Source organism: Blastomonas sp. AAP53 (genome assembly GCF_000331245.1).
Classification (GTDB): Bacteria; Pseudomonadota; Alphaproteobacteria; order Sphingomonadales; family Sphingomonadaceae; genus Blastomonas.
In genome coordinates this window covers 243650-267284 of record NZ_ANFZ01000018.1, presented here as the reverse complement: position 1 = coordinate 267284, position 23635 = coordinate 243650, and the positions used below count along the sequence as shown (strand labels likewise).

Here is a 23635-nt window from a genome sequence, read left to right as displayed (position 1 = left end):
CTGAATTCAGCCGCGGTGACGCGCGAAGCTCACAGCGCAGCCAGCACCAGCTTCGACGGCACCGAATAATCGACGGCGGCTGGCGATTGTTCGAGCTCATCGAGCGTGCACTCGGCAAAATCCTGGGCTGCATCATCGCCGGCATACGCCTGCGAACCCAGCACGTAGGTTGCCATCATGGCGATGGACAGCATGGCAGAAAACATCAGCTGGCGGCTCATTGCGGAAAATCCTAAGAAACGTCTTGATATGCAATCTATGCTGCAGACGCGAGATAGCTAGCCGATCAATCCTTTCAAGACCCTTAGCGTTCGACAAACGACATTGGCGGTCGATAAGGGGAAAGCTCTGTCAGCCGAGGAAACCGAAAATGAACGACATTGCATGGGCCATAGAACTGCAGATCCGGCGGTTCGCCATGCTCAACGACGCCCATGATGCCGATGGGCTGGCGGCGATGTTCACCGCCGGCGGCAGCTTTGCCCGGCCCAGCGAGCCCGATGCTCCGGTGATCGGCCGCGACAATATCCATGCGTTCTTTCGCGACCGCCCCAAACGCGTCACCCGGCATGTGATGGCGAACACGATTGTCGACATCATTTCAGACACCGAGGCGCGGGCGCACAGCTATGTCGTGCTGTACATGGCCGACAAGACGCTGGTGGGCGATTTTCACGATCGCCTGGAACTGCACGACGGCATATGGCTGTTTGCAGAGCGCCGTGGCAGCCTGGTGTTCTGACCCCCGCCTTCGGGCAAACCCCACGTTACCCAGCAGGGGACTAGCCCTGCCCGCCCAGCATCGCTAGATGACACGCATGGCAGGCAGACGATCCACGGACTGGGGATTCCCGCGCTGGCGCGGCTACGGGTCTTCGCGCGAGGCGCAGACCGTGCGCCTGTGCGACCGGCACAATTGCACCGAAGCGGGCAAGTGCCCCGCGCCCAAATCGCCCAACAGCCCCGACCGCTGGTATTTCTGCGAAAAGCACGCAGCTGAATACAACCAGGGCTGGGACTATTTCGCCGGGCTCGACAAGGAAGAGGCCGCAGCACGCGCCGCCGAGGAAAAGCGTGATACCTCTGGCTATCGCGAATCGGTGTTCAACGAATGGGCGGGCTCTGGCGATGGCAGCCGTTCGCGCGACGAGATGCGCGCGCTCGATGTGCTGGAATGCAATGCGCATAGCGAGTTCGACGAGATCAAGAAGGCCTATCGTCGCCTAGCCAAGGCCAACCATCCCGACACCAACCAGAACGACAAGGACGCCGCCCAGCGGTTCCAGGCGATCCAGGCGGCCTATGCGGTGCTGCGTAGCGCCGAGGAAAGAAAGACCTGGAAGGGCGTGTAAACGTCTCTGCCTGTCCCTATCTGCTTCCCCATGAAAAGCGAAATTCGCGCCAACTGGTCGCATGCGATCCTTGTGTGCAAGAAATGCCAGAAGCGCGCAAAAGCCAGCTTCGGGCCAGAAGGCGACCCCTCGCTCGCCAAGGCTCTCAAGCGGAGACTGCCGGGCGGAAAGGGGCGCAAGGCCAGGCTCGGGGTGATCGAAGTCCCCTGCGTCGATATCTGCCCCAAGAAGGGGGTCGTGCTGATCGATACCCGCCACCCCGACAGCTGGCGGATCGTGCGCGAAGATGCCGATATCGACCGGCTGGCCGAAGAGTTGACCTGACCCCCGCCTCCCCCGTGTTCCCGATACAAAAAGGCCCCTCCCGTTGCCGGAAGAGGCCCTTTCGCATGATGCAAGGGTAGTGCGTATCAAAGCTTAGCGGCAGCTGACCCGGCTGCGATCGATGGCGCGGCCTGCGGCTGCACCGCCCAGGCCACCGATAACGGCACCCAGCGTCTTGTCACCACGGCCGGCGATCTCATTGCCCAGCAGCGCGCCGACACCTGCACCGACCAGCAGGCCGGTGGTGCCGTTGCTGCGCTGGCAGCGATAACGGCCGTCATCGCCACGCCAGTAGCGGCCCTCATAGCGCGCCTGGCGGCGCGCATCGCGGCGGCCTTCACGATAGGCGCGGCGCTCGCCACGGTCGAACTGGGCAACTTCCTGCGTCTGGAAGGTCGTCGGCAATGCAAGCACGGGGGCGGGGGCAGGCGCCGGGCTCAACAGGGCAGCTGCACTGGCAAGGGCAAGGTTCAACATGATGGTATCTCCACTGATTGCTCCGGGCGGTTTGTCCCGGCTCAACGCTAACAACATTCATCCTCGCCCCCGGTTTCATGAACAGAATACAACGGTGCTGAATCGGGGCCATATGAGGTCGAACCGAGGTTCTGGCGCGACGAGCCGTTGTTTTGCTTGCAACCTTGCGCTGTCTTATCCATATAAGACACATGCTGAACATTCTTTCCATCATCATCGGGGTCGTCGCGCTGCTGCTCGCGATCCCTGCCTTCATACCCCTGCTGGGTGCGCTCAACTGGCTGATCGTGCCGATTGCGCTGCTCGGCGTGCTGCTCGGATTTCTGTCCAGCAGCAACACCGGGCGCAATTTGTGCCTGATTGTGCTGGTGATCTGCATTATCCGGCTATCTCTGGGCGGCGGCATTCTCTAATTCGCCGCGATGAGCGGTGATAGCGAACGATTGAAGGGCCTGCCCGAAGCGGTGGGCGCCTACACCATCTGGGGCTTCATGCCGCTGTTCTTCAAACAGCTGCAGGGCATATCCCCGGCGGAGATCGTCGCACACCGCGTCGTGTGGTCGGTCATCCTGGTGCTGGCGATCCTGTGGGTGCGCAAGAGCCTCGGCGAGTTCCGCACGGCCATTTCCGATCCCCGGACCCGGCGGTTCATGCTGGCGAGCACCGCGCTGATCGGGGCAAACTGGCTGATCTACATCTGGGCGGTCGCCAACAACCATATCCTGGCCGGCAGCCTTGGCTATTACATCAACCCGCTGATCAACGTGGCGCTGGGCGTCGTCTTCTTCAGCGAAAAAATGAACCGCACGCAGTTGGTCGCGATCGCGCTGGCCGCTGCGGGCGTGCTGGTGCTGGCCAGCGAGTCGCTGGCATCGATCTGGATCAGCCTGTCCCTAGCAGCCACCTTCGGGCTGTATGGCATGGTCCGCAAGATGGCCCCGGTGGGGTCGCTGCCGGGCCTTGCCTGCGAAACCGCGCTGATGCTGCCGCTGGCGATCGGCTATGCCCTTTGGGCGGCGCTGTACGACCCGACGCCGGGCTTTGGCTATTCAGGATATACCGATGCGTTTCTGATCGCGGGCGGCGTGATGACGACACTGCCGCTGCTGCTGTTTGCCAGCGCTGCACGCAAGATGCCGCTCTCGACGCTGGGCTTCATCCAGTTCATCGGCCCGACTATCCAGTTCGTGCTGGGCGTGTTCGTCTATGACGAACCGTTTACTCGCGCGCATGCGATCTGCTTTGCGCTCATCTGGAGCGCGGTGGCGATCTTCTGCGGGGATAGCGTGAGGCGTTCACGCGATGCGCGGCTTGCGGCCGCGAGGTAAGGAAAAACCCTCCCCCTTGGGGGAGGGTCTTGGGTCAGGTCAGCCCGCGCCGACGAGGCCCTTTTCCTGCATCATCGCCTGAAGCTCACCGGCTTCGAACATTTCCATCATGATGTCCGATCCGCCGACGAATTCACCCTTCACATAGAGCTGGGGAATGGTCGGCCAATCGGAAAATTCCTTGATGCCCTGGCGGATTTCCATGTCCTGCAGGACATCGACGCTCTCGTAATCCACGCCCAGATGGTCGAGAATGGCAATGGCCTTGCTCGAAAAGCCGCACTGCGGGAACAGCGGCGTACCTTTCATGAACAGCAGGACGTCGTTGGCCTGGACGATTTCAGCGATGCGCGCGTTGGCGGTGTCGGTCATGGGTTCAGCTCCGTGAATATGCAGATCATGCCAATTAGCTGGGAAGAGCCGTGGTCAGTTGCAAGGCATGCAGTTCTCCGCCCATCCGGCCACCCAGCGCGGCATAGACGGCGCGCTGCCGGGCAACGCGCGTCAGCGGGCGAAAACTTTCAGCCACCACATGCGCGGCATAATGGTCGCCATCGCCCGCCAGATCGGTGATCGTGACGTCGGCATCGGGGATGCCTGCCTTGATCAGAGCCTCGATATCGGCGGCGGCCATCGGCATGGCTCAGTTCGCCTCTTCGATATACTGGCGGCGTGCCTCGACCATTTGGGCCTCCAGCGCGGTGCGCACGCCCATCTCGTCGATATCGACACCGGCCGATACCAGATCGCCCAGCAGCTTGCGGATCACGTCCTCATCGCCGGCCTCTTCGAAATCGGCCTGAACGACCGACTTGGCATAGGCTTCGGTCTCTTCGGGCGTCAGGCCCATCTGCTGTGCGGCCCAGTGGCCGACCAGGCGGTTACGCCGCGCGGTGATGCGGAACTGAAGGTCTTCGTCGGCTGCAAACTTGGCTTCGAACGCGCGTTCGCGATCAGTGAAACTGTTCATGTCGGCCCTTCATTGGTCAAAAACTGGGTTGGTCATGCAGGTCTGGCGTTAGCGCATAGGGCCAGCACGCCCTAGCGGCAAGCGCGAAACCGCACGATCCTGCTGGTTACATCGTCACGACAAGCTTGCCGATGGCCTCACGGTTTTCAAGCCGGGCAATCGCCTGCGGTGCATTTTCGAAGCTGAAGGTTTCCGAAATGCGCGGGGAAATCTTGCCCGCCGCCCAAAGGTCGAACAGTTCGGCGATGTTGGCAGCGTTGCGCTGCGGTTCGCGCGCGGCAAAAGCGCCCCAGAACACGCCGCAGACATCGCAGCTCTTGAGCAGCGTGAGGTTGAGCGGCAGCTTGGCGATGCCAGCCGGGAAGCCCACCACCAGAAAGCGGCCTTCCCATGCCATCGCACGCACTGCAGGCTCGCTATAATCGCCGCCGACCGCATCATAGACGATATCCGCGCCATTGGGGCCGACCGCATCCTTGAAGGCATTCGCCAGGGCCTTGGACTGGTCCTTGTCGAACGGCTGGCGGCCATAGACCACCACCTCATCCGCGCCCGATTCGCGCGCGGCCTGTGCCTTCGCCTCGCTGGAAACGCCCGCCACAACGCGCGCGCCATAGGCCTTGCCGAGTTCCACAGCGGCAAGACCCACGCCGCCTGCAGCTCCTAGCACCAGCAGCGTATCGCCGGGCTTGATATGGCCGCGATCCTTGAGCGCGTGGATCGAGGTGCCATAGGTCATCAGCAGCGATGCGCCCTGTTCGAAGCTGAACTGATCGGGCAGCCTGTACGCGCCCGCTGCTGCTACGACCTTCTTTTCAACGAGGCCGCCAAAGCCCGTGCCCGCAATGACGCGATCACCCACTGCCCAGCCGGACACGCCCTCGCCCACCGCTTCGACGATCCCTGCAATCTCGCTGCCCGGTGCGAACGGACGCTGGGGCTTGAGCTGATACATGTCCTTGATGATCAGCGCGTCGGGGAAGTTGATCGAACACGCCTTCACCGCGACCAGAAGCTCGCCGGAGCCGGCGAGCGGCGCGTCGATTTCGGTCATCGCCAGCGTATCGGGTCCGCCGGGGGCAGTCGACAAAAGGGCTTTCATTTCAGGCTCTCTCCATGTTTCTGTTTGATGGGCCGCCGTCCCGTCTTCGCGGGATCAACGGGTTCAGGCGGTTGCGGGCACCAGCCACGGGCGCTGCGCGCTGACTTGCTGCTCATAGGCGCTGATCGCGTCTGCCTTGCCCAAGGTCAGGCCGATTTCGTCGAGCCCCTGCATCAGGCAGGTCTTGCGGAACGGGTCGATCTCGAAGGTGAAACGGTCCTGAAACGGCGTGGTGACGGTCTGGCTTTCCAGATCGATATGGATCGGGTCGGTCGCCGCGACCTCCATGAGCCGATCGACAGCCTCCTGCGGCAGCACGACGGTCAGGATGCCGTTCTTGAACGCGTTGCTGGAAAAGATGTCCGAAAAGCTGGGGGCGATGACCGCCGTGATGCCGAGATCGATCAACGCCCATGCGGCATGTTCGCGGCTCGACCCGCAACCGAAATTGTCGCCCGCGATCAGGATCGGCGCACGGGCGAACTCGGGATCGTCGAAGATATTGCCGGGTTCGGCGCGCACCGATTCGAACGCGCCCTGACCGAGGCCCTCGCGGCTGATGGTCTTCAGCCACTGCGCCGGGATGATGATATCGGTATCGACATTCTTGCGGCCAAACGGGATGGCCCGGCCCTCGACACGCTCAATCGGTTGCATGGGGGCCCTCGGTCGCTTCGGCGCCGGGTTCTTCCGGCTTGGCTGGCGCATCGGTCTTGGGCTTGGTGAATTGCTTGCCGACGTACAGCAGGGCCGCAGCGAGCGCCGCCGACCCTACGGCTGCCCCGGCCATGGCCTGGTTGGACCAGCCGCTTTTCTTGTCCTTGGTCACGTTCTGTTACTCCGCCGCTTGGGGAAATGCCGGCAACTTCTTGATGTCGGCCGGCTCGTGCTGAATGATGACTGTCGCATTGAGATTGTCGGCCAGTTTCTTGAACCGGTCAAGCGAAGCCAGCGTCTGCGCCCGATCGAAGTTGAAGGTGGGCACACCGTTACTGGAGTAATTCTCCTTGAAATGCGCCAGATCACCGGTCAGCAGCATGGCCTTCTTGCCCTTCAATCGCACCAGAAGGCCGTTGTGTCCGGGCGTATGGCCCGGCAGGCGCAGCATCGTGACCGAGCCGTCGCCAAAGATGTCCTTGTCGTTCGCGACTGCTTCCACCTTGCTGCCACCCTTGATCCAGGGCTCGAACGGCTTGGGATCCGCGCCATAGCTGGCCGGATCGGTGGTCACCACCTGCCAGTCCTGCTTGCCGACGAGGAGCGTGGCTCCGGGAAAATCGGCAAGCTGGCCGATATGATCGAAATGATAGTGGCTGACACCGACATATTTGATCTGCGCCGGATCAACGTTGATCTGCGCCAGCTGCTCCTTGATCGTCGCGGTCACGGTTGCATCCATCGCCGCCTTGGGGTCGAGCGGCTTGCCCTTCATCGCGGCAGGAAGCCCGGTATCCCACAGCAGATAGTCTGTGCCATGGCGGATCAGGTAGCAGCTGCTAGCCAGCCGCTTCGACTGGCCGGTATAGGCCTGCGTGTCGGAAAAGGCGTTGAGGTCGTTGGCCGCGACCGAACCGCAATCGAGTCGCCACAGCTGCATATCCGCCTGCTGCGCGGCAGCGGGGGTGAAGACAGACAGGCTGGCGGCGATTGCCAGGCAGAACATCGACTTGCGCATTTGAATTGCACTCCTGTTGCAGGTCTTGCCGCATCGTCGGCCAGCCTGGCCGCTGCGGCAAGCCCCTGTTCGATCAGACCAGCGCGCGAACGTCGCTGAGCCGCCCGGTGACCGCCGCAGCGGCAGCCATGGCGGGCGACACCAGATGGGTGCGCGCGCCAGGACCCTGGCGACCGACGAAATTGCGGTTCGAGGTCGAGGCGCAGCGCTCGCCAGCGGGTACCTTGTCGGGGTTCATGCCCAGACACGCCGAGCAGCCCGGCTCGCGCCATTCGAAGCCTGCTTCGATGAAGATGCGGTCTAGCCCTTCGTCCTCGGCCTGGCGCTTGACCAGGCCAGAGCCCGGCACGACCAGAGCAGACTTGATGCCTGGCGCATTGCGGCGACCTTTCAGCACGGCCGCTGCGGCACGCAGATCCTCGATGCGGCTGTTGGTGCAGCTGCCGATGAAGATATGCTCGACCGGGACTTCGGTGAGCGGCGTGCCTGCAGACAGCCCCATGTAATCGAGCGATTTCTGCGCAGCGGCGCGCTTGGACGCATCGGCAAAGCTTTCGGGATCGGGGATCATGCCGGTGATCGGCACGACGTCTTCAGGGCTTGTGCCCCAGGTAACCGAAGGCGCGATATCGGCGGCGTCGATGACAACGCTCTTGTCGAACTGTGCGCCGTGATCGGTGTGCAGCGTGCGCCAATAAGCGACCGCCGCGTCCCAATCGGCCCCCTTGGGCGCCATCGGGCGACCTTTCAGATAGGCAAATGTCGTATAATCCGGCGCGATCAGACCGGCGCGTGCGCCCGCCTCGATCGACATGTTGGCGATCGTCAGCCGTCCTTCGACCGACATCTGCTCGAACACGCGGCCCCGATATTCGACGACATGGCCGGTGCCACCGGCAGCGCCGATCTGGCCGATGATGTGCAGGATCAGGTCCTTGGGGCTGACGCCCGGCGGCAGGTCGCCCTCGACGCGGATTTCCATCGATTTCGACCGCTTGAGCTGCAGCGTCTGCGTCGCCAGCACGTGCTCGACCTCGGACGTGCCGATGCCGAACGCCAGCGCGCCCAGCGCGCCATGCGCGGCGGTGTGGCTATCGCCGCACACCATGGTGCAGCCGGGAAGCGTGAAGCCCTGTTCGGGCCCGATGACATGGACGATGCCCTGGCGAATGTCGGTCGCCTCGATATAGGGCACGCCGAACGCGGGCGCGTTGCGCTCCAGCGCTTCGAGCTGCGCGCGGCTTTCGGGGTCGGCGATCGGCAGACGGTTGCCCGCGGCATCGACCCGCGCGGTGGTGGGCACATTGTGATCGGGCACGGCGAGCGTCAGATCCGGCCGACGCACCTTGCGTCCGGCCATGCGCAGTCCCTCGAACGCCTGCGGGCTGGTCACTTCGTGCACGAGGTGGCGATCGATGAAGATGATCGCGGTGCCATCGTCGCGCTGATCGACGACATGCGCATCCCAGATTTTCTCGTAGAGCGTTTTTGCCAGAGCCATCGCGCAAATTACCCCTTTTGACCGATCTTTGCAGGCCGATTGGCAGATGCGGCAAGGCAAATCCAGCGCGGATTTGGTTGCCAATGCAACCAGGACAATATGACCTCTTCAATCGGCATGCGAATGCGCCTATTCTGGTGGCATGCAAGCTCTGATCAACCTCGGCATCGTTGTCGCCTCCGTCGCGTTCATGGAATTCGTGGCGTGGTGGAGCCATAAATACGTGATGCACGGCTGGGGCTGGGGCTGGCACCGCGACCATCACGAGCCGCACGACAACCTGCTCGAGAAGAACGACCTCTACGCCATCGTGGGGTCGGCGCTGTCGATCAGCCTGTTCATCATCGGAGCGTGGCTGTGGGAGCCGGCGACCTGGATGGGCATCGGCGTAATGATCTACGGCGCGATCTACACGCTGATCCATGACGGCCTGGTCCATCAGCGCTATTTCCGCTGGGTGCCCAAGAGCGGCTATGCCAAGCGCCTGGTCCAGGCGCACAAGCTGCACCACGCGACGATCGGCAAGGAAGGCGGGGTGAGCTTCGGCTTCATCGTCGCCGAGGACCCGGTGAAGCTGAAGCAGGAGCTGAAGCGCCAGCGCGAGGCGGGGATTGCCGTCGTGCGCGATTCGGTGGGGGCGAACTAATCAACGATTCCATAAGCCCTCCCCCTCGATGGGAGCGGCAGGAAGGTCATCCTTCTTCGGCAGCCGACTGCGCGGGGCCTTCGACAGGCTCAGGCTGAGCGGAAGGTGGTGAATGAGTTGGATAAAAGGCGAAATATCACCCGAGCCCGCTCAGCCTGAGCCTGTCGAAGGCCCCGCGATCAACCTCACAGCATCGCCAAATCCGTCGGCAGACCCAGCGATACGCGTCCCACAAGCTCATACACGCTGCTCGCCGTCGCGATGTGCTGCGTGGCGACATGGGCATCGCGGAAGCGGCGTTGCAGGGTGCTGGTCATGTAGACCGCGCTGCCGCCGCCGATGGTGAACGCGGTCTTGGCGACATCGGCCGCCGTTTCGGTGGCAAAGGTCGCCGCCAGACGCAGCAGCGCGCGCTCATCGGCGGAGAGTGCACCGCGTGTCGTGGCGCCTTCCCAGCATTTTTCGACGCTCTCGCGCAGATACGCCTCTGCCCCGCCCAGCTTCGCTTCAGCGCGCATCAGTTCGGTCTGCACCACGCCGCGCTCGGCCAGGCTGCGCTGCCCGCCCTGCGGCTTCTTCGCGCGGGCTAGCGCCTTGATCTCGTCCATCGCGCCTGCCGCATTGCCCAAAGCCACCGAAGCGACACCCAAGGCCAGCAGGCCGAAGATCGGGAACTGGTAGAGCGGGCCCTGCTCGACCGGCTTGTCGGCGATCAGCGAGACGCTGCGCTCCTTGGGCACGATGATGTCCTTGACGGCGAAGTCGCCCGAACCCGTGCCCTTCATTCCCATCACATGCCAGGTATCGAGCAATTCGGCCTGGTCCGCCGGGAACATCATCATCCGGTGGTAGGGCGCGCCGTTTTCGAAACGCTGCAGTTCTCCGTCCTTGAAGATCATCGCCCCGCCCGACAGCCAGTCGCAATTGGCGCTGCCCGATCCCCATTGCCAGCGGCCCGAGACGACATAATGGTCACCTTTGTCGTCGGCCCGGCCCATCGGCGCAAATACGCCGCCGGTGATCGAATGCGGGTCGCAATAGATCTCTTTCGCCACATCGTGCGCCAGATACGCCGCGTTCAGCGCAGTCGTCGATCCGATCATCGCGCACCAGCCGGTGCTCGCTTCGGCCCGGGCGACGGCGTGCAGCACGCCCATCATGTCCATAGGCGACAGCTCCAGCCCCGCCAGGCTGCGCGGCCGCAGGATGTTGAAGGCGCCTGCATTCGCCAACTGCTGCGCGATATCGGCGGGCAGCCGCCGCGCCGCCTCGATCTCGTCCGCACGCGCGGCGATACCCGGCAGCAGGATGGAAATGGCATGGCCCAGCGGCTGGATGCTTTCGAGTGGTTGCATGACTTTTTCCCAAACCCCGTTAAATCGCCAGCCCTAAAGCCGCATCAGGCTCGCCAGATTGTTGCGCTGCATGTCGCTCGATCCGCCGACGATCGGCATGCCCAGCAGGTCGCGGACATGCCGCTCCATCTCATAGGCATCGCTCAGCGCATAGGAACCCATCACCTGCTGGCAGGTGAGCGCGATCTCCACGCCCGTATCGGCGACAAACAACTTGGCCATGCTGGTCTCGACCGAACAGGGGCGCCCCTCGTGCGCCAGCCATGCGGCGTGATACAGCATGTGCCGCGCCGCATGCCATTTGGTACGCGCGGTGACCAGTTTGTGGCGGATCGCCTGATGCTGGCTGATCGGCTTGCCGAACTGCTCGCGCTCCTGCGCATAGGCCCAGGCCTCGTCGATCGCGGCGCGCGCGATGCCCAGAGCCACGGCGGAAATCTCGAGCTTCTCGACATCGAGCGCGCGCCCCGCGAGCAGCTTCCAGCCCTTGTTCCACATCGCCTCGCCGCCGACGATCGCGGATGCCGGCAGGCGAACGTTGTCGAAATACACGTCCTGGCTGTGCGTGTAGCGCAGGTTGACGTGTTCGATATCCTGCATCGACACGCCGGGGGCCCTGGTCGGCACCAGCACGAACGACAGGTTCTTGTAGCGCTCTTCCGCCGGGCCCGAGCGGACCAGGCAATAAATGTAATCCGCCCAGTCCGCACCGGTGCACCAGCGTTTGGCCCCGTTAATAACAATCTCGTCGCCCTCGCGCACCGCGCGCGTCTCGACACTGGCGAGATCACCGCCGACATTGGGCTCGGACAGGCCATAGGCGAAGAACAATTCGCCCTTGGCGAGGCGCGGCAGGAATTCGGCCTTCTGCTCGGGCGATCCGTTCTCGCTGAGGTTCATGCCGCCGTAAAAGCTGGTGTGGATGAACGGCCCCGCCAGACACGGCCCTGCAGCGGCCAGTTCCTCGATCACCGCGATCGCGGCGACCAGATCCTGCCCTGCCCCGCCGAATTCTTCCGGCACGGTCAGCGCGGTGAGGCCCAGTTCGTTGAGCCTGGCATAGACATCGCGCGGCCAATGCGCCGCCCTGTCCCACGCCTGCCGCGCCTCGCGCGGGGCATGCTCGGCGACGAACCGCTGGATCGTCGCACGCAGGGCGCTGACATGATCGGGCTCGTCGGTAAAGGTCTGGAGGGTCATTCCGCCCTCTCGAATGCGTCACCCTGAACTTGTTTCAGGGCCCATTTCTCCCCGCGCGGCTTCGGTGCCTGGGGCACGATGGGTCCTGAAACAAGTTCAGGATGACGACAATTGGTCAGCGCCACTCCCCTTACTCCCCCGTCAGCCTGGGTGCGCGCTTCTCGGCCATCGCCGCCACCGCCTCGCGCCGGTCGCCCAGATAGTTCGAGACACTCTCCCAGCCGATCGCCGCATCCATCATCTGCGCAGCGAGAGCGCGCAGCGGAATGTTGGTGACGCTCTTGGTCCAGCGCACCGCCCATTTGGGGTTGCCCTGCAGCTTGGCGATGATCTCGCCGAGCTTGGCGTCGAGCTGGTCGCCCGGCACCGCATGGTTGATCAGCCCCAAGGCCTTGGCTTCGGTCGCGGTCAGCATGTCGCCGGTCATCAGCAGCTCCTTGGCGCGGGCATAGCCGATCAGCTGCGGCCAGATCAGCGCGCCGCCATCGCCCGCGACCAGCCCCACCTTGACATGCGGATCGCCGATCAGCGCCTTTTCGTCCGCCACGATGATGTCGCATAGCAGCGCAATCGTCGCCCCCAGCCCCGCCGCCGCGCCATTCAACCGGCACAATATCGGCTTTTCCATCTCGAGCAGGCTGGAGACGATGCGCTTGGCATCCCAGGCAATGGCGCGGAAGCTCGCAGGATCGTCGATCTGCTGCTGGAACCATTCGAAATCCCCGCCCGCGCAAAAGGCCCTGCCCTTGGCGGTCAGCACGATGATGTCGCTGTCGCTGTCGCGCTGCAGGTCGGTGAACACCCGCGCCAGTTCGTCGTGCATCGGCCCGTCGACGCCGTTGACCGGATGATCCGAAGTGATGATGGCGCTCAACACCCGGCCATCGCGCTCGAAGGTGAAGCGGCTGTAGCTCTGGTCTTCTATGCGGAAATGCTGGCTCATCAAAACTCTCCCAATCGCACCAGACGGCGGCCAAAGCTGGCGCCGGTAAACAGCCCGCAGAACGCCTCGGGCATCGCTCCCAGACCGTCGAACTGCTCTTCGCGATACACCAGCTTTCCATCGCCGATCATCGCGCCCATTTCGGCCTGCGCGGCCGCAAACTGCGGAATGTCATCGAACACCAGGATGCCACGCATCGTCAGCCGTTTGGCGATGAACTCGCCGGTGTTGGTGATCCCTGCCCGCTCGCCCAGCGGCACGTTATAGTCGGCGACCTGGCCCGAGACGACGATGTTGCCGTTCAGCCGCATCATCGGCAACACGCGGTCGATCATCGCATTGCCGACATTGTCGAACAATATGTCCACGCCCTTGTGGCAGGCCGCAGCGATGGCGGCGTCGAGATCATCGACCGCCTTGTAGTCGATCGCCGCATCGAAGCCGCACGCCTCGACCAGCCAGTCGCATTTGTCCTGGCCGCCCGCGATACCGGTGACGCTCGCCGCGCCCCAGGCCCGCGCGAGCTGGCCTGCAGTCGCACCGACGACACCGGCGGCAGAGGTGATCAGCACATGCGCGCCCTCGCGCATCGCGCCCACGCGTTTCAACCCGAACCAGCTGGTCATGCCCGGAATGCCCAGCACGCCCAGCCACAGCGAGCGCGGCAGGCCATTGTCGGCGATCGGCATCACATAGCCGCGCCCATTGCCGATGCTGTGCGTGGTCCAGCCGCCGCTGCCCGTGACCCAGGTGCCGACCGGAAAACGCGCGTTGCCGCTTTCGACGACCTGCCCGACCATGAAACCGTCGATGGTGCCGCCCGGCGGAATCGGTGGCGCATAGCTGGCACCGGTGGCGTGCAGGCGCGATCGCACGCCCGGATCGACCGAGGCAATGCGGTGTTCGATCAGGAATTCGCCATCTGCAAGCGCCGGGATCTCGGCCTCGACCAGCGCAAAATCATCGGGTTGCGGCAGTCCGTCTATCGGTGCTTTCAGCACCACGCTGCGCATCATCGCCCTGGCCAAAGTCCGCTCCTGCTTCGCTATCGTTGCAAGCTTGATTGCATAACCGATACCATTAGCAAAGCAGAAATGCTGACACGAGTGTCAGCCAGAGCGGCGCTCGCTGCCGAGTTCGGCGAGCAGCGCGCGGTCCGCGTCGGGCACCAGGCCTTCGAGCACCCGCCAGAAACCGGTGACCGATTCCTGCCCTGCCCGGCGATAGGCTTGCGACAGGCGGCTGCGCAGTGCCTCGAACAGCTCGGATTCCAGGGTCGCTCCCGCCGCCGTCAACCGCAACAGCTTCTGTCGCCGATCGGTCTCGCCGCTGCGTGTTTCGATCAGGTCGCGGCGCTGGAGTTCCGTCAACACCCGGCCCAGCGATTGCTTGGTGATCGCCAGCGCGCGCAAGAGCTGGCTGACGGTCAGGTCGGGGTTGCGCGCAATGAAATACAGCGCCCGGTGGTGCGCGCGGCCCAGCCCCTGCACCGCCAACTGATCGTCGATCGACTTGGTCAGCCGGGTGTAGCCGAAGAACAGCAGTTCGACACCGTGGCGGATTTCATCCTCGCGCAGGAACAGCGCGGATGCCGATGGGGAAGATGGGACAGGCATGTTGACCTTGATTGCCAGCACGATTAGGTCTTGGCAAGCCCGCGTTGCAGCAAGGTCAACGAACGGGTCCGGACGACCGCCCATAATCCTTGCAGTTTTCAGGGGATGACATGCTGCCCTTCGCCATCGAGCCGACCACCAACCCCACGCCTGCCAATGTGCGCGATGCCGCGCTGGTCGATCCCGGCTTCGGCAAGCTGTTCACCGATCACATGGTGGTGGTGCGGTATGATGTGGACAAGGGCGGCTGGCACGATGCCAGGGTGACCGCGCGCGCGCCGATCCCGATGGATCCGGCCTCCTCTGTGCTGCATTATGCGCAGGAAATCTTCGAGGGCATGAAGGCCTACAAGCTGTCCGACGGCAACACCGCTTTGTTCCGCCCCGATGCCAACGCGCGCCGTTTCAACGAATCTGCCGCGCGCATGGCGATGCCCGATGTGCCCAACGATCTGTTCATCGAGGCCGTCGAGCAACTGGTGCGGATCGACTCGCAGTGGTTTCCCCAAGTCGATGGCGGCGCGCTGTATCTGCGCCCGTTCATGTTCGCCAGCGAGGTGTTCCTGGGCGTGCGCCCCGCCAGGCAATATCTGTTCATCACCATCGCCTCGCCGGTGGGCGCCTATTTCAAGGGCGGCATCGCGCCGGTCACCATCTGGGTATCGCAGCATTATACCCGCGCTGCCCCCGGCGGCACGGGCGCGGCCAAATGTGGCGGAAACTATGCTGCCAGCCTTGTCGCGCAGGCCGAAGCCACCGCGCAAGGCTGTGACCAGGTCGTGTTCCTCGATGCGGCAGAGCACAAATGGGTCGAGGAACTGGGGGGCATGAACCTGTTCTTCGTCTTCGAGGACGGCAGCATCGTCACCCCGCCGCTCACCGGCACGATCCTGCCCGGCATCACCCGCAATTCGATCATTGATCTTGCCCGCGCGCAGGGCCTGACCGTGCGCGAGGAACCCTATTCGATCGACCAGTGGCAGCAAGATGCGGAGAGCGGCAAGCTGCGCGAGACCTTCGCCTGCGGCACGGCCGCAGTGGTGACGCCCGTCGGCACGGTGAAGTTCCCAGACGGCAGCTTCACGATCGGCGGCAACCAGTCGGGCCCGGTGACCGCCAGCCTGCGCTCTGCCCTGGTATCGATCCAGCGCGGCGACGCTGCCGATCCGCACGGCTGGGTCCACCGTATCGCATGATGAGACACAGGCACCGCCAGCGCCCCAAAAAGGCGCTTGGCGGCCCGCGCCTTTTCCGTATATAGGCCGCTCCCGCGCTGCCCCGGCCCCTCAGCCTGAAACAGCGCCGCGAGCACGGCATTGGGGTGTCGCCAAGTGGTAAGGCACCGGTTTTTGGTACCGGCATTCGCAGGTTCGAATCCTGCCACCCCAGCCAGCTTTTGAGATCGTCGCGAGGCATTGAAATAGCATCCAGGAGCTGGCGAAGCAGATCAGCGAGCCGGTAGGGATCGCACCTTGGGCCAGCCACGCAACAGCACCAGTCCCGGTAGCTCGGCGGGGGCTGCAACCACGTCGGGCCGGGCCTTTTCGAAATTCAGTTGCGAATGACGCGGGCCGCCGTGGCCAGCCAACACCATCCAGTCCAGCCTGAACTGGCGCGCCATTAGCACGTTCTGCAAAACCGGATGCGCGCAATCGGCGGCCGATGATCGGTGGCGGCGGATTGGCGGGCCGGGTCGGGCCGGTAGGTGGCGCTGCAAGTGCTGCGCACATGGTGATCGCCCGCCCGCCATGCGATCAATGGGCGGGTGCCGACCCGGTTTCGGGATTGTAAGCCGGGTTCTTCGGGTCGAGCGGGTCTGTGGCCGGACGGACGGGCGGACTTGCCGATTCGGCCCAGGCGCGCGTCACGATATCGCGCAGCATGCTGGCCCCTGCCCCGGTGCGGGCATAGACCAGGTCGCGCGCGGACTTGGACTCGGGCGTTGCAAAAGCAGCCTGCTTTTCCAGCTGGTACACACGCTCCATGTTGGCGGCGCTGTCGTCCAGAAATACCAGCACGGTGTCGAACAGATCGCCACCCTGGCGCGCCACCGGCGCGACATTGCTGGCAACCTGCTGCTCGGTCAGACCGATCATGTCGACGAACTGGCTTTCGAAGCGGCTATGGATCGTGCGGTCGGTGGTGTAGCCCCTGGGATTGTCCCCGCGCCAGCCATCGCTGTGGATAGAGGCATGCAGCGGCTGCGCGCCATCACCGATGTAATGGCCGATCCGTACGACATCATAGGCCAGCGCCTGATCGATGAACCGGGTGTCCTTGCCCTCATCCGCCAACTTCCGGTGCCAGCGCATTCCTGCCACCAACCGGCCATAGGCCTCCACGATCGCGTACGGCATCGTGCCGGTCCAGCGGACATTGGTGCGCAGCGCATCATCGGAGGAGGGATCCGCCACCGTCCGCTGCTGGTTGAGCAAGGCAATGACGAACTCGTAGCGTGACCGTGGTTTGGTCTGCATGAACGTGAACTGTTCGCTGAACCAGCCATGGTTGGGATCTTCGTCGATCTTGGAGAACGGCTCGGACGACGAGCGCCAGATATCGGGCAGGCTGGCGAGGCCGCCGATGAAATCGATGTGATCCTTCAGAAAGACCGGGCCGTCCTCTGGAATGCTGGTGATCGCCGCCCGGTTGATTGCGGTGTGTGCCGTTGTCCCCCACGCCAGCGCCGGGGCCGGAATGGCGGCAACCGAAAGGTGCAGCGCGGCTGCAAGGGCGAATAGCGATCGGGACATGGATTTTCTCCGGAAATGCATTTGGTGATCAAGGATCGAGCGGGTCGAGCGGCTCGGCGTGAAATGCCTTGCGATCGGGCAGGAATTCGAACGCGAAAGCCGTGTCTGCCGCAGTCACCTGGCCCGGTGTCACGCCGGTTTCCTGCAGGGTGCGCGTCATCAATGCCGTGCTGCCGATATACGGTGAAGTCGCCGGATCGGTGACGATCAGCGAGGGCCGGTCGGTGGGCAGGCCGGCGGCAAACAGCAGGCGCGCGCAATTGCGCAGATTGGTGGTGGTGTGCCGCGCATGCGGCTCGATCAAGATGCGGTCAGCGGGGATCTCGTATTGCTCGATCAGGATGCGCTTCATCTCGACCGCCTCGTTGAACGGGGTGCGGTTGGGATGGACGTTGCCGCCACTGACGACAATGAACGGAGCCAGACCGGCCGCGAACAGATCGGCGGCCCGCGCCATGCGGATATGGCCCATCACCCCGGTGCGCGACTGCGCGTCTTCCGGACCGTGGCCGAACACCAGCAGCGCAGGGTAGCGATAGTCCGCCCAGCGCGTGCTGACAGCCAGCGCCGCTGCTGCCGCATTGGCTTGCGCCAGTTGCTGGCGATAGGCAGCGGCATCGGTGCGCTCGTTCATCCGCAGCAAGCCGATCGCGTAGCGACCCGGTGCATCGAACACCAGATCATCGGCGCGGGTGCCCGCAGCCGTCACCTGGCCATGCGCATCGAGCACCGCGCCAAAGGGCTCCTCCTTCGTGTCGAAGATGGTAGCATCAATCAGCGGATAGCGCGGCGGCGTGCCTTGGGCATAGACTGCGATGAGGTTGTTCATTCCGGCGGCGGCATCAGTCCATGCCGCAACGACGAGTTCCGGATCGGCCAGCGCCTCGTGACGCGCAAACCGGCCCGAGGGGCGCATATGGCGCGTCACCAGAGCCTGAGCGCGGCCCGGCTCGGCGGCGATCCGGCGCAGGGCACCCTCTACGGTTGCGATATCGGCGGGCGTCCACGCCCAGGCATCGGCAAGGCAAGCCGGCCTGGCCGTGCAGGCAGTCGCCGCGCGGACCCGCTCGGCCCGTTGCGCCGCCAGCGTGATCAGCGCAGGATCGCTCCTCAAGGCGTCCCCCCAGCCCGGCGCGGTGCGCAGCAGCGACAGCAGCGGAAAATTGAGCGCTTCGAGCGTGTCGTCAAAGGGCGCGGTGTATCCCGGCGGGTCCATTGCCTGCGCCGCCCCGGGGAGCGCCAGCGCGGCGAGCAAGGCTATCAGGGGACGCATCGATCGTTTCATGGCTCGCACCTTCCGGCGACAGGGTTGCACCGCCACCCGCCCGCAAACGGGGGAACATGATAGCCGTTGCCATGGACATTGGGCGCGGTGAGATAATCGGTCGAGATGATCTGCGCGCCGCTCGCCAGCGTGCGGTCGCGCCGGTCGGGATCGTTGCGGCGCGCCTCGTCGGTATCGATGTCGGCGCGCGAACGCACCATATAGCCGGCGCGTACCAGCTGCGGAATGCGATCGGGCCGGGTGAGCGCGTTATCCACCAGCACGAACGCGGTGTGCGGCATTCCCGGCAGACCCTGCACGAAGGCCGCCCGGCCTTGCAGCGATGGCCGGTCCTGCATGTAGGGCGCGAACGTCTGCAGGTTCAGACCCGGCACAAGATACAGGAACACGAACCTGCCGCGCATCTGCGACAGCCTGGGCCAGGCCTTGGCGAGTGCTGCCTTCTCCAGCGTGGCATGGTCGCCGCGCAACTGGTCTGGCGTGAAAATCCGCTGCGGGCCCAGGATGTCGCGGATCGCCTGATCCACTTCCTCAAAAGCCGCTGCATCGAACGCCGGCACCTTCACTGCACCATCTACGGCTCGGTCGAGCGCTGAGGATTTGGGTTCCAGCAGCACGAACACCGGGCTGTGGTCCGGGTTGGCATCGGACCAGCGCCGCATCAGGCTCAGGCAATCACGAAGCGCCGGGCACTGGCTGCGGAAATCGAGATCGGCGACGTGCAGCACCTTCATGCCTGGCTGCTTCAAGGCGTCGGTGTGAATCGGGGCGAGATCGCGCAGGCCCTGTTCGCGCAGCTGGCGATAGGGCAGCGGATCGGCATAGAGCCCGCCCTCAGGATCGGAGTGCAGATCCAGCTCGATGCTGCGCACCCCCATGCGCAGCTGCGCCTCCAGCGGCATCTGGACGTAATCGAGCGAGAGCGCAGGGTCGCTGATCCCTGCAGGGTGCTCTTCGGCCAGCGCTGCGCGCCGGTCCTCGGGCAACTGCTCGCGCATCGCAGCATAAAGAGCCGCCAGCCGGGGTGCCATCAGCGCCATCGCCCGCGCATCGGCGGGGATGGCATAGCTGTTGTGGGTGCCGATCACCTGGATCTCGTTGATCCTGGGATCGGCCCTCTCACCAGGCGGTGTATCCGCCCCGGCAGCGGCGGGCACAAGCACCGCCGCTGCCATTGCTGCGCCCAAAGGCCAGCGCATCACCATTTGCGGGTCACCACGAAGCGCACGTTGCGTCCGAACAGCGGGCGACCGTAAATGGCCTGGCTCGCGCCCTGCCCTGCCAGCTGGTCGGTGCGCGGATTGCCCTCGGTCAGGCCGCGCGCGTTGGTGATGTTGTCTCCCACCACCTGGAACGACCAGTTGTTGTAATCGGCGACGATCCCCGCCCCCAAAGTGTCATAGGCGGGCAGCTCGGTGAGGTTGAACAGATCGACGAAGCGCTTGCCGGTATAGTTGTAGCGCAGATAGGTCTGCACCTGCAGATCGCCGATGTTGAAATAGACCGTCGGGCGGAAGTTGCCGTAGATCTTGGGCTGGCGGATCAGCTGGTTGCCATCCACCGCCGCTGCCGAGGCGCCGAGTTCATTGACGAGGTCCGATATGGTCGGGTCGCTGACCGTGACGGTCCCTGCCAGCGACAGCCAGCGCACGGGACGGATATCGATATCCGCCTCCACACCCTTGGTGACCGCAGAACCGATGAAGGTCAGCGGCACGTTGTTCTGGCCGGTGTTCGGGTTGAACGCCAGGAACGAGGCGTTGAACGGATCGAACTTGGTGTAGAAGCCGGTCAGGTATGCCGCCACACCGGGGAGCGAAATCTTGACCCCGGCTTCATACTGGCGCGCCTTGGGCGTGACATTGGCCGCGCCCGAATAGACGTTGAACTCGCTCGGCACGCGGAAGGCTTCGGCGACGCGGGCGTAAACACCGAACGACGGACTGATGTCGTAGTTCGCGCCCACTGTCCAGGGAGTCACATCGACCGTGAACCGCCGGTTGGTCGGCACGCCGGTATAGGCGCGCGTGGCATTATCGGCGAGCGTGGTCGGGTCACCCAGATTGACCGTCGTCTGGCCGATGCCGAAGCCCTTGAAGGTATAACGCTCGTGCCGGATGCCGGCATCGATGCGCAGATTGTCCGTCACCTGCCAGGTGTCGTTGGCAAAGGCGGCCCACATCGTCACATCGCTTTCGCCAGCGGTAACTGTGGTCGAATAGCGCAGCACGCCCTTGTCGGTCACCGACCCCAGCACCTGGCCGGTTGCCGAATAGGCCAGCAGGTCCAGCGTGCGCGGCTGGGTCGCGAGTTCGAACAGATAATCCTGATAGCGCTGGTTGTATTCATTGCCATAAGCAGCCGCATAGCCACCAAAGACGACGCTGTGCTTGCCCAGGCCGGTTTCGAATTCGCGCGACAGGCGCAGTTCGCCCTGGCCCGAATAGAAATCCGACGAGATCGCGCGGTACTGCGCGCTCAGCACCAGCCCCGATGTCGCAGCGGGATCGAACACCGTCGCACCATTGGTGCCGCCGATGGCATATCCCAGCCGTGCGACCGTGGCGGTCGGCGTGTTGAATGCGGCGCGGGCGGCAGTCAGGAAGCTGTTGGCAAAGACGGTGCTGTCGACCGGGTTCGTGGTCGAATACAAAGCGTCGAAGTCCACGCGCCCATCGGTCCAGCGACCCTTGGCATCGAACGTCCAGTCACCCAGTTCCTGGGTGTATTCCAGGCCGATGCTGTACATCTTGGTGTGCCGGCCATCGGCCAGATCGCGATCCTCGACCGTGGTGCCACCGGCACCGTTCGAATAGAGCAGGCGGGCGTTGCGCAGGGCGGGCGAATTGAGCGTGCCTTCGAAATAATCGAGCAACGGGTCGAGCGAGGCTGCGGGGTTGCGCGGATCGGCCACCGGGATCGGCAGATAAAAGATGTTCTTGTCGTTCAGATACAGCACCGACAGCTTGACCTGGCCGGTGTCGAACTCATGCCGGATGTTGGCGCGGAACTGGCCGCCGTCGTCGCTGGGAAAGCCGTTGGGGCGATAGCCATCATGGCGGCGGACAAAGCCACCGGCGGCGAAATAGGTGCGATCGCCGATCAGTCCTGAATGGAACGCATCGAGCCGGTAGAGCCCGGTATCACCCAGCGTCACGCGAACTGCACCTGCAGGCGTGTCCGATCCGGTGACGGTAATCGCATTGAAAATGGCCGAAGCGTTGCTCGCAAAGATCGGAGCAGGGCCGCCGCGAACGAATTCGATCGTTTCGGTCATCAGGTCGACGCGGTTGAGCACATCGCCCTTGAAGAACGGACCGTCATTGTCGTGATAGATCGGCAGGCCATCCTGATGAAAGGCCTGGAAGCTGCCTTCATTGGGAATGCCGCGCACGCGGTAGACGTTCTGTACTTCGCCGCCGGTGGCTTCGGCATGAATGCCGGGAATCTGGCCCAGCAGATCGGCAAAGTTGAGCGGTGCCAGCTTCTGGATATCGTCGTTGGACAATGCCGTGACCGCATAGGACACATCGAACTTGCGCTGCTCGGTGGCCGAGCCGGTGACGATGATCTCGTTACCGGTGGATGCCGTGCGCGAGTCCTTGTCTGCGTCGGAATCCGTGTCTGCCGCTGGTGCCGGTGCCCTGGCGGCCGTCTGCGCATGCGCTGCGGTCACAAGCCCTGTTGCCATGGCCGTTCCAAGCAACAAACGCGCAATAATTATCGTCGACTTCATGGTGCGATTCCCCCCGCCGTGATTGGCTCGGACAGGCCTTTAGGGGGCGACCATGACTGGTTCTGGACCGGAAGGTGACGCTTGTGCGTGGATTAAAAGTCAGTTCGACGCGATAGGGTTTCTCCTCAGCCAGGCTTGCAGATCAGAGTCTTGAGGCATGGCCCCGCACATCCCATCGCTATGCCGAGCGCGATGAAACGGAACCCTCGTGCTGGCTGCCGGACAGGTGAAGCGCGATACCGGTGGGTCGGTCATGGCTCAGGACACCCACGCAGTTCGCCGGCCCGTGCGGTAGCGTGTGCCTAACCAGAGAGGGGGCAGCCGTTGACCCGGACACGGAAATCCGACGAGTGCTTGTAAGCGCGGCGGCGGGCGCGGTTGATGCCGCCCAGCGGCCGATGCGCCACCAGCGCGTTCCATGGAGAGAAGTGCAAGGCTTCGTCGATGCGCCGCACCTTGTCTTCGAACCAGCTGTCCTGCGGCTCTATACGCAAAGTCGCAACCTGAACGAAGGGCGCGTCCTCTTCCTTCCATTCGACGCTGGCATCCTTGATCGGCTGTTTCTCCAGATCGCGCGCAAGCTGAACCTCGAAGGCCCACTCGCCGGTCAGCTTGGCGGCATCTTCGCGGATGGTTTCGCGCAGGCCATCGGGCCGCCCGGAGGTGTCGATGATCGTGCCGGTCAGAACCGTGAGCGAGGGCGAAAGCGGACGCAGGCGGAACTTTGCGACATGATCGCCATAGCGGAACGGCACGGTGGTGAAATAGGTTTCGCCCAGCGGGTGAACCTGCGGCAAACCGCCCATTCCTGCCAGGGCCTGCGATTCGAGGCCAACCTTGCCCAGAGCGGAGTTGATGAAGCCGAGCACTGTCGAGAGCGCGACCTTTGCACCCTCGGCGCGATCGGTGGTCGCGGCGAGCAGTTTCAGCTTGCCTGCAAACTTGTCTGGCGTGGGCACGGCAAAGACGGGGCCGTTGACCATCAGGAAATCCTGACCATCGCCCTCCGCACCGGGAAGGCGCTCGCCCTCAACGCGCTCGACCTTAAGCGCTATGCCCCGCGGAAGCACGACGTTATCATCCAGGATATCTCCAGGATTGGTCGAGACGCGCAGCGCAGCGGAATAGGTGCCGGGCCTCGCAAACAGGCCCTGCGCGAGTTCTGGCGGAAGATGGCCGTCAACCGTGAACGTGCCCTCGAACAGGCCGTGCGCCTTGGCATGCACGGCACGCACCGCATGGCCATAATCTGCCGCCGTGGTTTCCAGAATGTGGTCGAACGACTGTTCGAGGCTGGCATCGGTTTCCGCCTCATCGGGCTGAAGCTGTTCAAGGTCGGCGGCGTAACGAAGCGGAGGTGCTATCACGAAAC

At 63.9% G+C, this 23635-nt stretch carries 28 protein-coding genes and 1 tRNA gene; 8 read left to right on the top strand and 21 right to left on the bottom strand.

The features are described from left to right. Window positions 1-29 precede the first annotated feature (29 nt). Window positions 30-221, bottom strand: coding sequence for a hypothetical protein (locus D618_RS0115210; protein WP_017672395.1), 192 nt, complete (start codon window positions 219-221; stop codon window positions 30-32). A 149-nt stretch (window positions 222-370) separates the two neighbouring features. On the opposite strand from D618_RS0115210, the gene D618_RS0115205 reads away from it, so the two are divergent. The 3 genes from D618_RS0115205 (at window position 371) to D618_RS0115195 (ending at window position 1676) form a co-directional block, all read left to right on the top strand. Continuing rightward, on the top strand, window positions 371-742 hold the full coding sequence (locus D618_RS0115205) for a nuclear transport factor 2 family protein (protein ID WP_017672394.1): 372 nt from the start codon (window positions 371-373) through the stop codon (window positions 740-742). Between the two features lie 67 nt (window positions 743-809). Continuing rightward, complete coding sequence (locus D618_RS0115200) at window positions 810-1352, top strand: J domain-containing protein (RefSeq protein ID WP_026091738.1); 543 nt, start codon at window positions 810-812, stop codon at window positions 1350-1352. A 30-nt stretch (window positions 1353-1382) separates the two neighbouring features. Continuing rightward, the gene (locus D618_RS0115195; protein WP_017672392.1) at window positions 1383-1676 is read left to right on the top strand and encodes a hypothetical protein; all 294 of its coding nucleotides are present in this window, start codon (window positions 1383-1385) and stop codon (window positions 1674-1676) included. A 93-nt stretch (window positions 1677-1769) separates the two neighbouring features. Here D618_RS0115195 and D618_RS0115190 read toward each other — a convergent pair whose 3' ends face one another. Continuing rightward, on the bottom strand, window positions 1770-2153 hold the full coding sequence (locus D618_RS0115190; protein WP_026091737.1) for a glycine zipper 2TM domain-containing protein: 384 nt from the start codon (window positions 2151-2153) through the stop codon (window positions 1770-1772). A gap of 191 nt (window positions 2154-2344) precedes the next feature. On the opposite strand from D618_RS0115190, the gene D618_RS0115185 reads away from it, so the two are divergent. Beyond that, window positions 2345-2566: a hypothetical protein gene (locus tag D618_RS0115185; RefSeq protein WP_017672390.1), complete on the top strand. Its 222-nt coding sequence runs from the start codon at window positions 2345-2347 to the stop codon at window positions 2564-2566. 9 nt (window positions 2567-2575) lie between these two features. Next, window positions 2576-3481: an EamA family transporter RarD gene (rarD, locus tag D618_RS0115180; RefSeq protein ID WP_017672389.1), complete on the top strand. Its 906-nt coding sequence runs from the start codon at window positions 2576-2578 to the stop codon at window positions 3479-3481. Between the two features lie 39 nt (window positions 3482-3520). Here the strand turns inward: rarD and grxD are convergent, their stop codons facing one another. From grxD to leuC, 8 genes are all read right to left on the bottom strand, one after another. After that, window positions 3521-3853, bottom strand: a complete 333-nt coding sequence (gene grxD / locus D618_RS0115175; RefSeq protein ID WP_017672388.1) for a Grx4 family monothiol glutaredoxin — start codon at window positions 3851-3853, stop codon at window positions 3521-3523. Window positions 3854-3887: 34 nt separating this feature from the next. Then, window positions 3888-4121: a BolA/IbaG family iron-sulfur metabolism protein gene (locus tag D618_RS0115170; RefSeq protein ID WP_026091736.1), complete on the bottom strand. Its 234-nt coding sequence runs from the start codon at window positions 4119-4121 to the stop codon at window positions 3888-3890. 3 nt (window positions 4122-4124) lie between these two features. Then, window positions 4125-4451, bottom strand: a complete 327-nt coding sequence (locus D618_RS0115165; protein WP_017672386.1) for a DUF1476 domain-containing protein — start codon at window positions 4449-4451, stop codon at window positions 4125-4127. Window positions 4452-4557: 106 nt separating this feature from the next. Beyond that, a complete protein-coding gene (locus tag D618_RS0115160) occupies window positions 4558-5553 on the bottom strand; it encodes an NADPH:quinone oxidoreductase family protein (RefSeq protein ID WP_017672385.1) in 996 nt (331 codons plus the stop codon). 63 nt (window positions 5554-5616) lie between these two features. Further along, window positions 5617-6210, bottom strand: a complete 594-nt coding sequence (leuD, locus tag D618_RS0115155; RefSeq protein ID WP_017672384.1) for a 3-isopropylmalate dehydratase small subunit — start codon at window positions 6208-6210, stop codon at window positions 5617-5619. Next, a complete protein-coding gene (locus D618_RS18620) occupies window positions 6197-6382 on the bottom strand; it encodes a hypothetical protein (RefSeq protein ID WP_017672383.1) in 186 nt (61 codons plus the stop codon). The genes leuD and D618_RS18620 overlap by 14 nt, the downstream gene beginning before the upstream one ends. A 6-nt stretch (window positions 6383-6388) precedes the next feature. After that, complete coding sequence (locus D618_RS0115145; protein ID WP_017672382.1) at window positions 6389-7228, bottom strand: N-acyl homoserine lactonase family protein; 840 nt, start codon at window positions 7226-7228, stop codon at window positions 6389-6391. A 73-nt stretch (window positions 7229-7301) separates the two neighbouring features. Continuing rightward, window positions 7302-8729, bottom strand: coding sequence for a 3-isopropylmalate dehydratase large subunit (leuC, locus tag D618_RS0115140; RefSeq protein WP_017672381.1), 1428 nt, complete (start codon window positions 8727-8729; stop codon window positions 7302-7304). A gap of 142 nt (window positions 8730-8871) precedes the next feature. Here leuC and D618_RS0115135 point away from each other — a divergent pair, with 142 nt between their 5' ends. Next, the gene (locus D618_RS0115135; RefSeq protein ID WP_017672380.1) at window positions 8872-9375 is read left to right on the top strand and encodes a sterol desaturase family protein; all 504 of its coding nucleotides are present in this window, start codon (window positions 8872-8874) and stop codon (window positions 9373-9375) included. 185 nt (window positions 9376-9560) lie between these two features. Here D618_RS0115135 and D618_RS0115130 read toward each other — a convergent pair whose 3' ends face one another. The 5 genes from D618_RS0115130 to D618_RS0115110 all read right to left on the bottom strand — a co-directional run bounded on the left by D618_RS0115130 (window position 9561) and on the right by D618_RS0115110 (window position 14489). Then, complete coding sequence (locus D618_RS0115130; protein ID WP_017672379.1) at window positions 9561-10730, bottom strand: acyl-CoA dehydrogenase family protein; 1170 nt, start codon at window positions 10728-10730, stop codon at window positions 9561-9563. Between the two features lie 33 nt (window positions 10731-10763). Then, window positions 10764-11930, bottom strand: coding sequence for an acyl-CoA dehydrogenase family protein (locus D618_RS0115125; RefSeq protein ID WP_017672378.1), 1167 nt, complete (start codon window positions 11928-11930; stop codon window positions 10764-10766). A gap of 130 nt (window positions 11931-12060) precedes the next feature. Continuing rightward, window positions 12061-12873, bottom strand: a complete 813-nt coding sequence (locus D618_RS0115120) for an enoyl-CoA hydratase/isomerase family protein (protein WP_017672377.1) — start codon at window positions 12871-12873, stop codon at window positions 12061-12063. Continuing rightward, window positions 12873-13901, bottom strand: coding sequence for an NADP-dependent oxidoreductase (locus D618_RS0115115; RefSeq protein ID WP_238550694.1), 1029 nt, complete (start codon window positions 13899-13901; stop codon window positions 12873-12875). The genes D618_RS0115120 and D618_RS0115115 overlap by 1 nt, the downstream gene beginning before the upstream one ends. An 81-nt stretch (window positions 13902-13982) precedes the next feature. After that, window positions 13983-14489, bottom strand: a complete 507-nt coding sequence (locus D618_RS0115110) for a MarR family transcriptional regulator (RefSeq protein WP_026091734.1) — start codon at window positions 14487-14489, stop codon at window positions 13983-13985. A 110-nt stretch (window positions 14490-14599) separates the two neighbouring features. Here D618_RS0115110 and D618_RS0115105 point away from each other — a divergent pair, with 110 nt between their 5' ends. Next, entirely contained in the window at window positions 14600-15685 is a 1086-nt protein-coding gene (locus tag D618_RS0115105; RefSeq protein ID WP_017672374.1) for a branched-chain amino acid aminotransferase, read from the top strand. Window positions 15686-15806: 121 nt separating this feature from the next. Then, window positions 15807-15881 (top strand) — tRNA-Gln (locus tag D618_RS0115100). Window positions 15882-15936: 55 nt separating this feature from the next. Here the strand turns inward: D618_RS0115100 and D618_RS19915 are convergent. The 6 genes from D618_RS19915 to D618_RS0115070 form a co-directional block, all read right to left on the bottom strand. Further along, entirely contained in the window at window positions 15937-16110 is a 174-nt protein-coding gene (locus D618_RS19915; RefSeq protein ID WP_017672373.1) for a hypothetical protein, read from the bottom strand. A gap of 133 nt (window positions 16111-16243) precedes the next feature. Continuing rightward, complete coding sequence (locus tag D618_RS0115090) at window positions 16244-17242, bottom strand: hypothetical protein (RefSeq protein ID WP_017672372.1); 999 nt, start codon at window positions 17240-17242, stop codon at window positions 16244-16246. 28 nt (window positions 17243-17270) lie between these two features. Continuing rightward, on the bottom strand, window positions 17271-18527 hold the full coding sequence (locus D618_RS0115085; protein ID WP_152414763.1) for a YdcF family protein: 1257 nt from the start codon (window positions 18525-18527) through the stop codon (window positions 17271-17273). Beyond that, window positions 18524-19726 carry a Ca2+-dependent phosphoinositide-specific phospholipase C gene (locus D618_RS0115080; protein ID WP_152414778.1) on the bottom strand — a complete coding sequence of 401 codons (1203 nt, stop codon included), beginning with the start codon at window positions 19724-19726 and terminating at the stop codon, window positions 18524-18526. Before D618_RS0115080 ends, D618_RS0115085 begins: the two co-directional genes overlap by 4 nt. Beyond that, complete coding sequence (locus D618_RS0115075) at window positions 19726-22218, bottom strand: TonB-dependent receptor (protein ID WP_017672369.1); 2493 nt, start codon at window positions 22216-22218, stop codon at window positions 19726-19728. Before D618_RS0115075 ends, D618_RS0115080 begins: the two co-directional genes overlap by 1 nt. A gap of 347 nt (window positions 22219-22565) precedes the next feature. After that, window positions 22566-23630, bottom strand: coding sequence for a catalase family protein (locus D618_RS0115070; protein ID WP_017672368.1), 1065 nt, complete (start codon window positions 23628-23630; stop codon window positions 22566-22568). Between the last annotated feature and the right edge of the window lie 5 nt (window positions 23631-23635).

Excerpts from the sequence above, each read along its gene's own strand:
- D618_RS0115195 (WP_017672392.1), top strand. The coding sequence starts at position 1,383 with ATGAAAAGCGAAATTCGCGCCAACTGGTCGCATGCGATCCTTGTGTGC.
- D618_RS0115120 (WP_017672377.1), bottom strand. The coding sequence starts at position 12,873 with ATGAGCCAGCATTTCCGCATAGAAGACCAGAGCTACAGCCGCTTCACC.
- D618_RS0115200 (WP_026091738.1), top strand. The coding sequence starts at position 810 with ATGACACGCATGGCAGGCAGACGATCCACGGACTGGGGATTCCCGCGC.
- D618_RS0115090 (WP_017672372.1), bottom strand. The coding sequence starts at position 17,242 with ATGTCCCGATCGCTATTCGCCCTTGCAGCCGCGCTGCACCTTTCGGTT.
- D618_RS0115075 (WP_017672369.1), bottom strand. The coding sequence starts at position 22,218 with ATGGCAACAGGGCTTGTGACCGCAGCGCATGCGCAGACGGCCGCCAGG.
- D618_RS0115170 (WP_026091736.1), bottom strand. The coding sequence starts at position 4,121 with ATGCCGATGGCCGCCGCCGATATCGAGGCTCTGATCAAGGCAGGCATC.
- D618_RS0115205 (WP_017672394.1), top strand. The coding sequence starts at position 371 with ATGAACGACATTGCATGGGCCATAGAACTGCAGATCCGGCGGTTCGCC.
- D618_RS0115125 (WP_017672378.1), bottom strand. The coding sequence starts at position 11,930 with ATGACCCTCCAGACCTTTACCGACGAGCCCGATCATGTCAGCGCCCTG.
- D618_RS0115190 (WP_026091737.1), bottom strand. The coding sequence starts at position 2,153 with ATGTTGAACCTTGCCCTTGCCAGTGCAGCTGCCCTGTTGAGCCCGGCG.
- D618_RS19915 (WP_017672373.1), bottom strand. The coding sequence starts at position 16,110 with ATGGCGCGCCAGTTCAGGCTGGACTGGATGGTGTTGGCTGGCCACGGC.
- grxD (WP_017672388.1), bottom strand. The coding sequence starts at position 3,853 with ATGACCGACACCGCCAACGCGCGCATCGCTGAAATCGTCCAGGCCAAC.
- D618_RS0115160 (WP_017672385.1), bottom strand. The coding sequence starts at position 5,553 with ATGAAAGCCCTTTTGTCGACTGCCCCCGGCGGACCCGATACGCTGGCG.
- D618_RS0115110 (WP_026091734.1), bottom strand. The coding sequence starts at position 14,489 with ATGCCTGTCCCATCTTCCCCATCGGCATCCGCGCTGTTCCTGCGCGAG.
- leuD (WP_017672384.1), bottom strand. The coding sequence starts at position 6,210 with ATGCAACCGATTGAGCGTGTCGAGGGCCGGGCCATCCCGTTTGGCCGC.
- D618_RS0115145 (WP_017672382.1), bottom strand. The coding sequence starts at position 7,228 with ATGCGCAAGTCGATGTTCTGCCTGGCAATCGCCGCCAGCCTGTCTGTC.
- D618_RS0115080 (WP_152414778.1), bottom strand. The coding sequence starts at position 19,726 with ATGCGCTGGCCTTTGGGCGCAGCAATGGCAGCGGCGGTGCTTGTGCCC.
- D618_RS0115185 (WP_017672390.1), top strand. The coding sequence starts at position 2,345 with ATGCTGAACATTCTTTCCATCATCATCGGGGTCGTCGCGCTGCTGCTC.
- rarD (WP_017672389.1), top strand. The coding sequence starts at position 2,576 with ATGAGCGGTGATAGCGAACGATTGAAGGGCCTGCCCGAAGCGGTGGGC.
- D618_RS0115135 (WP_017672380.1), top strand. The coding sequence starts at position 8,872 with ATGCAAGCTCTGATCAACCTCGGCATCGTTGTCGCCTCCGTCGCGTTC.
- D618_RS0115085 (WP_152414763.1), bottom strand. The coding sequence starts at position 18,527 with ATGAAACGATCGATGCGTCCCCTGATAGCCTTGCTCGCCGCGCTGGCG.
- leuC (WP_017672381.1), bottom strand. The coding sequence starts at position 8,729 with ATGGCTCTGGCAAAAACGCTCTACGAGAAAATCTGGGATGCGCATGTC.
- D618_RS0115210 (WP_017672395.1), bottom strand. The coding sequence starts at position 221 with ATGAGCCGCCAGCTGATGTTTTCTGCCATGCTGTCCATCGCCATGATG.
- D618_RS0115130 (WP_017672379.1), bottom strand. The coding sequence starts at position 10,730 with ATGCAACCACTCGAAAGCATCCAGCCGCTGGGCCATGCCATTTCCATC.
- D618_RS0115105 (WP_017672374.1), top strand. The coding sequence starts at position 14,600 with ATGCTGCCCTTCGCCATCGAGCCGACCACCAACCCCACGCCTGCCAAT.
- D618_RS0115165 (WP_017672386.1), bottom strand. The coding sequence starts at position 4,451 with ATGAACAGTTTCACTGATCGCGAACGCGCGTTCGAAGCCAAGTTTGCA.